At 68.5% G+C, this 12,996-nt stretch carries 5 protein-coding genes; all 5 read right to left on the reverse strand.

The window, feature by feature from the left end; genetic code table 11:
• Positions 1 to 4: 4 nt before the first annotated feature.
• The 5 genes from gspG to AC5P5S_RS13185 all read right to left on the reverse strand — a co-directional run bounded on the left by gspG (position 5) and on the right by AC5P5S_RS13185 (position 12,833).
• Positions 5 to 448, reverse strand: a complete 444-nt coding sequence (gene gspG, locus AC5P5S_RS13165) for a type II secretion system major pseudopilin GspG (RefSeq protein ID WP_004142831.1) — start codon at positions 446 to 448, stop codon at positions 5 to 7.
• A 49-nt stretch (positions 449 to 497) separates the two neighbouring features.
• Positions 498 to 1,718: a type II secretion system protein XpsF gene (xpsF, locus tag AC5P5S_RS13170; protein WP_005408025.1), complete on the reverse strand. Its 1,221-nt coding sequence runs from the start codon at positions 1,716 to 1,718 to the stop codon at positions 498 to 500.
• 24 nt (positions 1,719 to 1,742) lie between these two features.
• The gene (gspE, locus tag AC5P5S_RS13175) at positions 1,743 to 3,464 is read right to left on the reverse strand and encodes a type II secretion system ATPase GspE (protein ID WP_005408024.1); all 1,722 of its coding nucleotides are present in this window, start codon (positions 3,462 to 3,464) and stop codon (positions 1,743 to 1,745) included.
• A gap of 137 nt (positions 3,465 to 3,601) precedes the next feature.
• Positions 3,602 to 5,494, reverse strand: coding sequence for a S8 family serine peptidase (locus AC5P5S_RS13180; RefSeq protein WP_012479111.1), 1,893 nt, complete (start codon positions 5,492 to 5,494; stop codon positions 3,602 to 3,604).
• A gap of 157 nt (positions 5,495 to 5,651) precedes the next feature.
• Entirely contained in the window at positions 5,652 to 12,833 is a 7,182-nt protein-coding gene (locus AC5P5S_RS13185; RefSeq protein WP_062607839.1) for an ESPR-type extended signal peptide-containing protein, read from the reverse strand.
• Between the last annotated feature and the right edge of the window lie 163 nt (positions 12,834 to 12,996).

The following is a 12,996-nucleotide window of genomic DNA, read 5'->3' on the forward strand; positions in this document are numbered from 1 at the left end:
CTGGTTACGGCTGGTAGCGGATGTCAGCGTCGACGCTGCTGCCGCCGGCCTTGCCGTCCTTGCCCAGGCTGATCAGTTCATACGGCTGGCCTTCGCCCGGCGCGCGGTACTCCAACGCGTGGCCCCACGGGTCATTCAGGTCGGCCGGCTTGGCGTACGGGCCCAGCCAGCCACCGACACCTGCTGGTGCGGTCACCAGATCGTTGAGCGAGCCAGGCAGCTTGCCGGTATCGATCTGGTAGTTGTCGACCTTGGAGGCAACGGTCTGCACCTGGGCCTTGGCGATGTTCGCCTTGCCACGATCGGCACCGCCCAGCACGCGGCTGGCGACCAGGGTCAGCACCGCGCCGATCAGCACGATGACGATGATGATTTCCAGCAGGCTCATGCCCGACTGGTTGCGCGCGGCAGTGAAGGAAAGGCGGATCGGTCGACGGGAAGCAATCATGGTCGGTCCTTTCAGTTGCGGAGTGTCGGGGTTGCGTAGGGAGCCATCATCAGCCGATGGCATTGGTCAGGTCGTACAACGGCACCAGCACGGCCACGATCACCGCACCGACCACCGAGGCCAGCACCAGGGTGATCGCCGGCACCATCGCGGCCAACAGGCGGTCGATGCGACGGGCGCTGTCCTGTTCAAACGTGTCGGCAGCTTTCAGCAGCATGGTATCGAGGGCACCGGATTCCTCGCCGACCTGGATCATCTGCAGGGCCAGGCGTGGGAAACGCTTGCCGCGTGACAGTGCCAGCGACAGGCCGGCACCGTTCTTCACTTCGTCGGCGGCCGCTTCCACATCAGCGGCCAGCGCGCGGTTGCCCAGCACGTTGCGTGCGATGCCCAGCGCCCCGAGCAGCGGCACGCCATTGCGCAGCAGGGTGCCCAGCGTGCGCGCCAGCCGCGCGGTTTCCAGTTCGCCCAGCAGGCGGCCGATGCCGCGACGCTGCAGCAGCCATCCATCCAGCGCCAGCCGGAACGCCGGTTGCCGTACCTTGCGTTCGAAGAACAATGCCAGCAGTGCGGGCACCACCAGCAGCAGCACCCACCAGTCGCGCACGAACAGGCCCAGCTGCAGTACCGCATTGGTGAACCACGGCAGCGCCACGTCCAGGCTTTCGTACATCTGCGCGAACTGTGGCACCACGTAACCGAGCAGGAACAGCAGCGCACCGCCCACCACCACCAGCAGGATGGCCGGATAGACCAGTGCGTTGATCACCTTGCCCTGCAGCGCGCGGCTGCGTTCGAGGTAGTCGGCCAGCCGCTGCAGGGTCTCGTGCAGGCTGCCACCCGCCTCGCCGGCACGCACCATGTTCACGTACAGGCGCGAGAACAGGCCGTGCTGGCGCTCCAGCGCGGTCGACAGCGGCGCACCGCCGCGCACCACGTCGCGAATGTCGGTGATCGCACGCCGCGAGCGTTCGTCTTCCGGAAGCCCGAGCAGGATCGACAGTGCACGGTCCAGCGGCTGGCCGGCACCAAGCAGGGTCGCCAGCTGCTGGGTGAACTGCAGCAGCGCCGCGCCCTGCAACGGGCGCTGGCGCAGCAGCGTGCGCCAGCTGCTGCCGCCGACCACGCCGCCGTCGGCCAGCTGGGTCTCCATCGGCAGGTGGCCCTGATCCTGCAGGCGCGCGACCAGTTCGGCCTCGCTGGCGGCTTCCATCTGCCCGTCGAAGATCTCGCCGTGCGAATTGAGCGCTTTGTAGCGGTAGTTCGGCATGTCAGCCCCGGCGTCCTGCGCGCATCAGCTTTCCTCGGTCACGCGCAGCACTTCCTCGATGGTGGTCTGGCCGCTGAGTGCTTTGGCCAGGCCATCCTCGTACATGGTGCGCATGCCGGCTTCACGGGCGATGCGTTCGATCTCGCCCATGCCATCGCGGCGCATCACCGCACGCCGCAGCGCGTCGTTCATCACCAGGAATTCCATGATGGTGGTGCGGCCCAGGTAACCAGTCGGCGCCAGTGCCGAGGGCTTCGGGCGGTATAGATGGATCGGCCCTTCCGGCTGCAGGCGGCGCAGCTCGAAACGCTCGATCTCCTCCGGCGAGGCTTCATAGCGCTCGGCGTGGGTCGGCTCCAGCCGACGCACCAGGCGCTGGGCCAGGATGCCGTTGATGGTGGACGTGAGGAGATAGTCCTCCACGCCCATGTCGAGCAGGCGGGTGATGCCGCCGGCCGCATTGTTGGTGTGCAGGGTGGACAGCACCAGGTGGCCGGTCAGCGCCGACTGGATCGCGATGCGCGCGGTTTCCAGGTCGCGCATTTCGCCGATCATGATGATGTCCGGGTCCTGGCGCACGATGCTGCGCAGTGCGTTGGCGAAGTCCAGGCCGATCTGCGGCTTGGCCTGGATCTGGTTGATGCCCTCGATCTGGTACTCGACCGGATCTTCCACCGTGATGATCTTGACGTCGGCGGTGTTGAGCTGGCTCAGCGCGGTGTACAGCGTGGTGGTCTTGCCCGAACCGGTCGGGCCTGTGACCAGCAGGATGCCGTGCGGTTGTTCCAGCACTTTGCGGAACTGCGGCAGGAACGCATCGGTAAAGCCGAGACGATGGAAATCGAACACCACCGTTTCGCGGTCGAGCAGGCGCATCACCACGCTCTCGCCGTGCGCGGTCGGCACCGTGCTCACGCGCAGGTCCAGCTCCTTGCCCTGCACGCGCAGCATGATGCGGCCATCCTGCGGCAGGCGGCGCTCGGCGATGTTGAGGCGGGCCATGATCTTGATGCGGCTGATCACCGCTGCGGTGAGGTTGGCCGGCGGGCTTTCGCCCTCCACCAGTACGCCATCGACACGGTAACGCACCTTCAACCGGCTCTCGAACGGCTCGACATGGATATCCGAAGCGCGCAGTTCCACCGCACGCTGGATCACCAGGTTGACCAGGCGGATCACCGGCGCTTCCGAGGCCAGGTCGCGCAGGTGCTCGATATCGTCGACCGCGCCGCCCTCGCCGTCTGCGGTTTCGACAATCGCGCCCATCGCGCTGCGGCCCTGGCCGAACCAGCGCTCGACCAGATCATCGATCTCCGCACGCATGCCCAGCACCGGAGTCACCGGTACGCCAAGTGCCAGCTGCACAGCCTGCTGCGGATAGGGATCGTGGGCATCGGCCAGCCACAGCCGTACACCCTGTTCATCCAGCGCCAGCGGGCATACATGGAACTGTTTGAGGAAACGCAGGGACAGCGGCAGGCCCTCGGCCAGACCCTGGGGCGGTGAATCCGGCAGCTGCTTGCCATCCAGCAGCGGCAGGCCCAGCACCTCGGCGCTGGCCTGCGCCTGGTCACGTTCGGACACCAGCCCCAGCCGCACCAGCAGGCCAAGCAGGCTGCCGCCGGCCTCCGCGTGCAGCGGCCGTGCCCGTGCAAGATCGCTCTCCTTGAGGCGGCCACGCGCCAACAACGCATCCAGGATGCGGCCTTCGGCGTCGTCGGCAGCGGTTGCAGCAAGGGCGTTCACGTGACTCTCCTGTCAATCGGCTCGACTTTAGCAGTTACGTCGTGATTTCCGTCGCCCCGCCGCCCGCTTTCGTAAAAAGACGAAGCCCGTCACATGCGGGTGACGGGCTTCGGCCATTCAACTACCGCACTGCGCGCTTACTGCGTGGCGAGAATGCTCACACCGCTGTAAGCCGCCTCGCCCACCACCTTGATGTAGTAGGTGCCGGCAGTCGGTGCCGTCACCCGCACCGTTTCCGAGGTGCCCGGGCGGGTCGAGCGCGCATCGTTGTCGGTGGCACTCGGCTCGCGGCCCTTGGCCAGGTAGACCGACACGTTGCCGGTGCCACCATAGGTGATGACGCTGAGCTGCTTGCCTGCCGCGGCTTCGAAGCTGTAAAGCACGCTGCTGCCGGCGGCACCACTCAACCCGCCGATGGCCACCTTGTTGGTCAGCGGCTTCGCCACCGGCCCGCAGTTCTCGGTGCACGGCTCTTCCAGGGCCTTGTCCAGCGCGGCCTTGGCATCGACGATGCCGGTACCGATCGGGGTGGCGGACGGAATGCTGACCGGGAACGGACGTGCCGTTTCCTTCAGCAGGGTACGCATGCCCGCCGGCGCGAGCGGGTCGCGGTTGGCGGCGATCAGCGCGCTCTGCACCAGCGCGGCGACGGCAGCCACATGTGGCGCCGCCATCGACGTGCCGGCCTTGCCGCCAAGGGTGTAACCCTCGGTGGAACCGGCTGCCGGCGGCGACGTCTTGCTGCTGGACACCGCCTGCCAGACATAGCCGTTCGGATTGCCGTCGGTGACGCCACCGCCCGGGCCGGACAGATCGATGCGGGTACCGAAGTTGGAGTAGTAGGCCATGGCGCCTGTGATGCCGGTCGCGCCGACCGAGACCACGCCATCGCAGTTGGCCGGGCGGGCGTTGGCAACATTCATCGAGTCGTTGCCGGCTGCCACCACCACCAGGGTACCGCGGTTGGTGGCACCGGTGATGGCCGCCTGGTAGGCCGGATCGCAGCTGCCGGAGCCGCCCAGGCTCATGTTGATGATCTCGGCCGGATTCTGGTTGGCAGGGATGCCGGCCACGGTACCGCCCGAGGCCCAGGTGATGGCGTCGGTGATGTCCGACAGGGTGCCACCGCAGTAGCCGAGCACGCGCACCGGCAACACCTTGGCCTTGTAGGCCAGGCCGGCAGTATGCAGGCCGTTGTTGGTGGCCTCGGCGATGGTGCCGGTCACATGGGTACCGTGCCAGCTGCTGTCGCGTACCGGCGAACCGTCGTAGCAGGCATTGGCGGTGGGCATCCAGTCACCGTAGTCGAGTGCACCCGGCACGCGGCCATCGGCGGCACGACGCGAGCGGCTGGCCTGGCTGATGAAGTCGTAGCCCTCCAGCAGGGTGCCGGCGGCGAAATCCGGGTGCTCGGGCAGGATGCCGGTATCGAGCACGGCCACCACGACGCCCTCGCCCTGCGAGACGTCCCATGCGGCCGGTGCGTTCACGCCACCGACCGGGTTGTGGAAGTGCCAGTTGTGGCTCTGGTAGTACGGATCGTTGGGCACGAAGCTGGGCGACGCATCGGACTTCGCGACGGCGTCCGCACGCGGCGACGACGCAGCATCGATCGGATACATGATGGCGTCGGCCACCGCATATTCGACGGTCGGGTCAGCCTTCAGTTCGCCCAGCACCTTGTCCAGTTCGGCGCGCGCGATCCCTCCCTGCAGGCGGATCAGATCGGCACCGATGCCCAGCTTGCGGGCCACCTGCGGGCGCAGCGCGGCACTGCGCGCAGCCGCGTTGGTACCTGCCGGCACGGCGCGGGCGATGGCCGAGTTGACCACGGCCAGCTTGGCGTTCGCATCGGCAGCTGCGGCGCTGCCAGCGCGGTACTTCACGATGATGCCATCCACCTGCTGCGTCTTCGGGCCGGACAACGGCGCATTTGCTTTCAGGTCGGCGGCCTGTGCCAGGCCAACACCGGTCAGCGACAGCACGGCGGCTGCCAACACATTGATGCGAAGGTTCTGCTTCTTGATCACGTCGAATTCCTCTTCTGGGTCATGGATCGAACCAACACTGCGGCCATCATTCCTTGACGACTCCCGGCCGGCCCAGCCGGGATTGCCGTGACCTCCCCCCAGGCCCTCGTTGCAGGTGCTGCGCCGGCGTGGGTGGCCGCCGGCGCGATGGAGTGGCTTACCAGCCGAAGCCGGCACCGACGCCGACCGAGCTGTCGTCGCTGCTGAAGGCGCCGCCGAACGTCACCGTGGCGCGATCGCTGATCGCACGCTGGTAACCCAGCGACAGTGCCGATTCACCGCCCTGGAAGCCGATGCCGACGCCGACCCGGTTCTGGGTACGGATGCCGGCAGCACTGGTGGCCATGTTGAGCATCGCCGCGCTCATCGCGCCCTGGCGGTCGATGCGGCGATCCATGTGGCGCAGGCGTCCGTCGACCTCGCCCTTGAACACATCGAAGCTGTCGGCGACGGCCTGCACGCGGCTGTCGGTGTAGCTGTTGGCGGTAGCCATGCCACGATCGAGCTGGCCCTTGTTGACCGCATCGGTGGCGGTGGTACCGGCTGCCACGTTGGTGACCTGGCGTTCGTTGCCTTCGCTGCCCACCGAGACCGTGTTGGCACGATCAGCGACCGAGCCCTGGCCCAGCGCCACCGCGTTCGCAGCGGTGGCATTGGCACCCTGGCCGATGGCGGTGGACGAGGCGCCGCTGGCCACTGCGCCGTCGCCCATGGCGACCGCGTTGAGGCCCGATGCCGGGGTGCCCACCGGGATGCCCGCACCCGCCGCCGCAGCGGTCGGCGTGCCCTGCACGCGTGCGCTGCTGGCCGGTGCCGCATCGGCCGCCGCCGGTGCTTCGGCAACGCTGGCCAGTGCGCTTTCATCCAGCGAGGCACTCATTGCGCGCAGGCTGGCGGCACCTGCACGCGTGCCACCCGCAGTACGGCGGTCAATCTCACTGACCTTGCGGTCCAGCGCACCCAATGCATCGCCGACGTTGCTGTAGGTGGCGCCCTGGATCACATAGTTCGGTGCCACGAATACGCCCTGCATGCCGACGCTGGCACCGCCGCCGAGGAAGCTGGCGGCATCGCTGAGCGACTGGAACAGCTGGCCGCCATTGATCGCCTGGCGGCTGCCAGCGGCGATGCTGCCGGCACCGACATTGTCGATGGTGGTGCCCTGGAAGCCGGACAGGGTCAGGCGGTCACGACTGGCGTCGTCGTAGCCGACCGCACTGGCCGCCGTGGTCTCCACGGTGGCGATGCGCGAATCGAAATCACCGACGCGGGTTTCCACCGCGCCCACGCGCTGGTTGGTGACATTGAGCTGGGAACCGGTCACCGCGTCACTGCTGCCGGCAGCGATGCGGCCATCAGCCACGTTGACGATGCGGCGGGTGGCCGGGCCATCGGTGGGGTTGCCACTGCCCACCGACACAACATTGGCATCCAGCGCACGCGCTCCAGCACCGATTGCAACCGAGTTGACGCCGACCGCACCCGCACCGGCGCCAACGGCCAGTGCGCCGGAGGCAGACACCGTGGCATTGGCACCCAGCGCGATGCTGCGTGCGCCCGCCGCATTGGCCACCGAGCCCATCGCTACCGAATCGGTACCGATGGCGTTCGCGGTTCCCGTGCCATTGGCGCGGAAATATCGGTTGGTGGTGTTGGCGGTGAACGCAACGGCGTCCAGCTGCCCGCGATTCACTGCGTCATTGATTTCGGTACCGTTGGCGACATTGGTGACCTGCCGGTTGTTGACGGCACTGCCGACGGACACGGTATTGGCACGATCGGCCACCGAGCCTCCACCCAGTGCGACACTGCCGGCAGCCGAAGCGTTGGCACTGACACCCACCGCCGTGGCATTCAAACCGGTGGCCTTGCTGCCGTAACCGACCGCGGTACCCAGGCGGCCGCTGGCTTCGGCATAGCTGCCCAGCGCCGAAGCGCCATCGGCCGAGGCACTGGCGCGGAAACCATTGGCCTGCGACTGCGTGCCGGTAGCCGTGGCCTGCGCACCGTTGGCCGTGCTGTAGGGGCCCTTGGCCTGGGCCCCGGCGCCAGTGGCGCTGGCGCCGGTTTCACTGGCGCTGGCGCCGCTGCCCAGCGCAACGCTGTCGACACCACTGGCCTGCGCAGCATTGCCCAGTGCGGCAGCGTTGTTGCCGGTGGCCAGTGCATCGAAGCCAACCGCCGTGGCGTTGGTGGCCATGGCGTTGGCGCCGCTGCCCAGCGCGGTGGCGCCGTTACCGATGGCGTTGGCCGCGTTTCCGGCAGCCAGGGCGTTGTCACCGTCGACCAGTGCACCGGCCTCGCCATCGGCATTGCCGCTGGCCTGGAACTGCCGGCTGGTCTTGTCGGCGACACTGGCAACGGCGTCGAGCTGGCCCTTGTTCACCGCATCGGTGGCTTCGGTACCGGCTGCAACGTGGGTGACCTGGCGTTCGCTGCCGGCCTTGCCAACGGCCACCGTGTTGTCGCGGTCAGCCTTGGAACCGGCACCGAGCGCAACGCTGTTGCTGCCATTGGCGGTGGCATTGGCACCGAGCGCCGTGGCGTTGCTGCCTGCCGCCCAGGCATTCCAGCCGATGGCGGTAGCGTAATCCTCGGTGGCCCATGCACCGGCACCGAATGCTGCCGCACCGGTGCCACTGGCGCGCGACGGAATCAGGCCGAAGAAGGTGCTGCCGCCGATCGCCACGCTTTCCGCACCGCTGGCTTCACTCGACTGACCCACCGCAACCGCGCCGGTACCCGCCGCCGCGGCCCCGAAGCCCACCGCCGTGGTGTTGGCACCGCTGGCAGCCGAGCCGTAGCCGAGTGCGGTGCCAAGGCGACCGGTTGCTTCGGCATAGCCACCCACCGCTGTGGTGCCATCGGCGGAGGCCGCGCTGCGGAAGCCGCTGGCAAGGGACTGTGCGCCACTGGCGTTGGATTCGGTACCGTTGGCGGTGCTGTAGACACCGCTTGCCTGTGCACGCGCGCCCGCCGCGCTTGTCCCCACTTCGCTGGCGCTGGCACCGCTGCCCAGGGCCAGGCTGTCCTCGCCGGTGGCCTGTGCGGTGCTGCCCAGTGCCGCCGCGTTGGTGCCGGTTGCCAGCGCATCGATGCCGACGGCGGTGGCGTTGGCGGCCAGCGCATTGGCACCACTGCCGAGCGCAGTGGCACCGTTGCCGATCGCGTTGGCCGCATCACCTGCTGCCAGCGCATTGTCACCCTCCACCAGTGCGCCGGTTTCACCATCGGCATTGCCACTGGCCTGGAACTGCCTGCTGGTCTTCTCCGCAGCGGCGGCTACGGCATCGAGCTGGTTCTTGTTGACCGCATCGTTGCCCTGCGTGCCATCGGCCACGTTGGTGACCTGGCGGGTGTTGCCGCCGCCGCCCACCGATACGGTGTTGTCGCGGTCCGCAATCGAATCCGCACCGAGCGCCACGCTGTTGGCCGCGCGCGATTCCGCCGCATTGCCCAGCGCGGTGCTGTTGATGCCCCCCGACCAGGCGCCACCGCCCACCGCCGTGGAGTAGTTGCCCGAGGCTTCGGTCGCCAGCACGCCGAACAGCGAGCCGCCGACGGCGACGCTGTTGGTGCCGGTGGCCAGGCTGCCCTGGCCGGTGGCGGTGCTGTAGGCGCCGGACGCTTGCGAATCACCGCCCAGGGCCACGCTGTTGGAACCCGAGGCGTTGGCGAAGTTGCCGAAGGCGGTGGCATTGAAGGCCGAGGCCTGTGCGTAGCCGCCGATGGCGGTGCTGTAACCACCGGTGGCTTCGGCACCGATACCGAACGCTGCCGCAGCCGTGCCGCTGGCCACGCTCTCGCTGCCGACCGCGGTGGCACCACTGCCACTGGCATTGCTGAAGTAGCCCACGGCTACGGCTTCTTCGCCGGAGGCTTCGGACAAGGCACCGCTGGCGGTGCTGCCTGCGCCGCTGGCGATGCTGGCCGCGCCGAACGCTGCACTCTGCTCACCGCTGGCTTCGCTTTCCGCACCCTGCGCGGTGGCGTATTCGCCGGTGGCCTGTGCATTGGCGCCTACGGCACTGGCATTGGCGGCGGTCGCCAGCGCGTTGAAGCCGATCGCCTGCGCGTTGCCGGCCAGCGCATTGGCACCGCTGCCAAGCGCGGTGGCGCCATTGCCGATGGCGTTGGCTGAATCACCTGCGGCCAGTGCGTTGTCGCCCTCCACCAGCGCACCCGCCACATCGTCGCCGTTGCCGCTGGCCTGGAAGAAGCGGCTGGTGGTTGCTGCGGTACTTGCCACCGCATCCAGCTGTGCCTTGTTCACCGCATCGGTGGCCTGGGTACCGGCGGCGACGTTGGTGACCTGGCGCTCGTTGCCGCTGCTGCCCACCGACACCGTACGTGCGCGGTTGGCGACCGACCCTGCGCCGAGTGCGACGGCATTGCTGGCACTGGCATTGCTGCCCGCACCCAGCGCGATCGCACTTTCGCCGCCGGCCACCGTGTTGGTGCCGATGGCGATGCTGTTGATGCTGTTGCCCAGTGCCTGGAAGCCCAGCGCCACGCTGTTGTCGCCATAGCCGAAGGCACCACGGCCGACTGCGGTGGCGCTGGTTCCGTTGGCCCAACTGTTGTAACCGATCGACGTGGCGCCAGCGCCGCTGGCCCACGCCGCGTTGCCGAACGCCGAGGCATTGGTGGCGGTCGCCCACGCACCGGAACCAAAGGCGCTGGCGCCGCTGGCGGTGGCCCAGCTGTAGCCGCCCACCGCGGTACTGTCATCGCTGCTGGCAAACGCACTGTCACCCACCGCCACCGCATACGCGCCGGTGGCGCGCGACTTGCCGCCGGCGGCGAAGCTGTTGTCACCACTGGCCTTGGCCGCATTGCCGAAGGCGCTGCTGGCTGCACCGCTGGCCTGCGCAGCGCTGCCGACCGCCGTGGCATCGGCCACGGCCGTGGTACCCACCTGCTGCGCCTTGCCATCTGCACCGATGATGGGTTGGTTGAACTCGTCGTAGGCCTGGCCCAGGCCACCGATGGCGACACCGCCATTGCCGGTGGCCGTGCTGTTGCGGCCCACCGCCACGCTGTCATCGCCGATGGCCGACGCGGCCGCGCCATGTGCAACCGCGCCGGCACCAATCGCATTGCTCGACGAACCGGCCGCGATGGCACCCTCGCCTTCCGCCAGCGCACCGGCATCACTGCCAGCTTCAGGCTGGGCCTGGAAGAAGCGCGCGGTGCTGTCGGCGGTGCTGGCCACCGCATCCAGCTGCGCCTTGTTCACCGCATCGGTGGCTTCACTGCCGGCTGCAACGCTGGTGATCTGCCGCTCGTTGCCGGCACTGCCGACGGCCACGCTGTTGGCACGCACCGCTTCGGAGTTCGCGCCCAGCGCGACGCTGTTGGCGCCGCGTGCCGTAGCGTAGTAGCCCACTGCGGTGCTCTGCGCACCACTGGCCCAGGTCTGCGCGCCAAGCGCGCTGGCGTTCTCGCCCGGCGCATAGGCGAAGTAGCCCACCGCGGTGGCTTCGGCGCCGGAGGCTTCGCTGAGGCTGCCGTTGGCCACGGCACGGTCGCCGCTGGCGATGGCGCCGGCACCCACCGCGGTCGCGGCTTCACCACTGGCCTGTGTCTGTACGAAGAAGCCCAGGCCGGGAATCAGGTCGGCCGGGCCACCAATGGCGACGCTGCTGGTGCCCGTGGCATTGCTCTGCGTACCCAATGCCGTGGAGTAATCACCGATGGCATTGGAGACCGCACCGAACGCCGACGCCTGCGCGCCGGACGCATAGGCCCCCACGCCATAGGACGACGCGGCAAAACCGCTTGCATCGGCACTGGCGCCGACGGCCGTGCCACCCACGCCGGCACTGGTGGCGCCGGTGACCACCGGCACGCCACCACTGGTGATCAGCGGGTTGCCGTTGGCATCCACCGCAGCGCCACCGACGGCCACGCTGCCCGGTCCGTTGGCCTGCGCGTTGTTGCCGAATGCTGCGCTGTTCTGGCCCGAGGCCAGCGCGTTGTTGCCCACCGCAGTCGCGTTCTGCGCAACGGCAGTGGCACCGGCACCGACCGCCGTGGTGCCAGTGCCGATGGCATTGGCGGCCTCGCCTGCGGCCAGCGCGTCGTCACCTTCAGCCAGCGCACCGGCATCGCTGTTGCTGCTGCCGGTGGCCTGGAAGCGCTTGGCGGTGGCATCGGCCACCGCGGCAACATCCTTCAACTGGCCAACGTTGACCGCATCGGTATCTTCGGTGCCGGCGGCAACGCTGGTGATCTGGCGGGTCAGGCCATATCCGGCGGCACCGACGGACACGGTATCGACACGGTCAGCCAGCGAACCGGCGCCCAACGCCACGCTGCCGGTAGCGACCGCGGCCGAATTGGAGCCCAGCGCGGTGCTGTATTCACCGACGGCCGTGCTGAACGCACCGACTGCAATCGAGGCTTCGTTGGCAGCCGTGGCGCCGCGGCCCAATGCGGTACTGCCGGGGCCCATCGCTACGGCACCGCCACCGACGGCGGTCGCGCCATCGGCGGTGGCTTCGGACAGTGCACCCAGTGCCGTTGCTGCACCGTTTTCGCTGGCGGCGTACGCGCTGGCACCGACGGCGGTATCGCCAAGGCCGAAGGCTGCTGCGCTTTGCCCGACCACCACGCTGGCATCGCCGATCGCCAGCGCGCCCTGGCCGAATGCGCTGGCGCCGATGCCTGCGGCAATGGCCTGGGTACCGATGGCAGTGGTGGCGTTGGCCAGCGACTGCGCACCGGCACCGGCGGCCAGTGCGCCCTCGCCCTCGATCTTCGCCGCGTCGCTGTCATCGCCTGCGCCGTCGGCCTTGAAGTACCGGTTGCCGTCGGCGGCCACGTCGGCCAGCGCGGCCTGCGTGGCGCGCGCCTGCGCGTCCAGCTGCGCCTTGTTCACTGCGTCGGTCGCCTGCGTGCCTGCGGCGACATTGGTGACCTGCCGTTCCTTGCCGGCATCGCCGACGGAAACGGTGTTGGCACGCGTGGCTTTGGAGCCGGCGCCCAGCGCCACGCTGTTGGCCGCACTGGCACTGCTGTTGCTGCCAATCGCCACCGCATTGCTGCCCTTGGCCGTGGCCGAGCCTTCGATCAGGCACTTTTCGAGCAGCTTGCCGCTGAATGCCACGCAGGTGGCGCTACCGCCGATCTGCACCGACTGTGCGGTGGCAGAGCCACTCATGCCCAATCCCAATACCAGGCCCAGTGCCACCGCCAGCAGTGCGGGCGTGGCCTGTGTCGCACCGCGGCGCTGGTCGACGACCCCACCGCTGCTGCTGTCGGAGGAAGCCAGTTCCGAGGCCACCACCAACTGACCCAATGCTTTGTTCCAGACCTTGCGATAAATCCGATTCATCGGTACGGCTCCTGATTGGACTGGTTTTGGGCAAAGCAACGCCACCGCTGGGCTTTCCGGCCCAACGTCCCCTGGGGGCGTTTATTCGCGTGATTTACTGCGGGGTATTGCCGAACGGCGCGCAGCGACAGAAAACCGAGCGCGTGCGCCAACCGGTTACTGC

The sequence above is a fragment of the Stenotrophomonas sp. YJH_SMC_54 genome, assembly GCF_059368435.1.

Coding starts and splice junctions, on each gene's coding strand:
- gspG (WP_004142831.1), bottom strand. CDS start 448: ATGATTGCTTCCCGTCGACCGATCCGCCTTTCCTTCACTGCCGCGCGC.
- xpsF (WP_005408025.1), bottom strand. CDS start 1,718: ATGCCGAACTACCGCTACAAAGCGCTCAATTCGCACGGCGAGATCTTC.
- AC5P5S_RS13185 (WP_062607839.1), bottom strand. CDS start 12,833: ATGAATCGGATTTATCGCAAGGTCTGGAACAAAGCATTGGGTCAGTTG.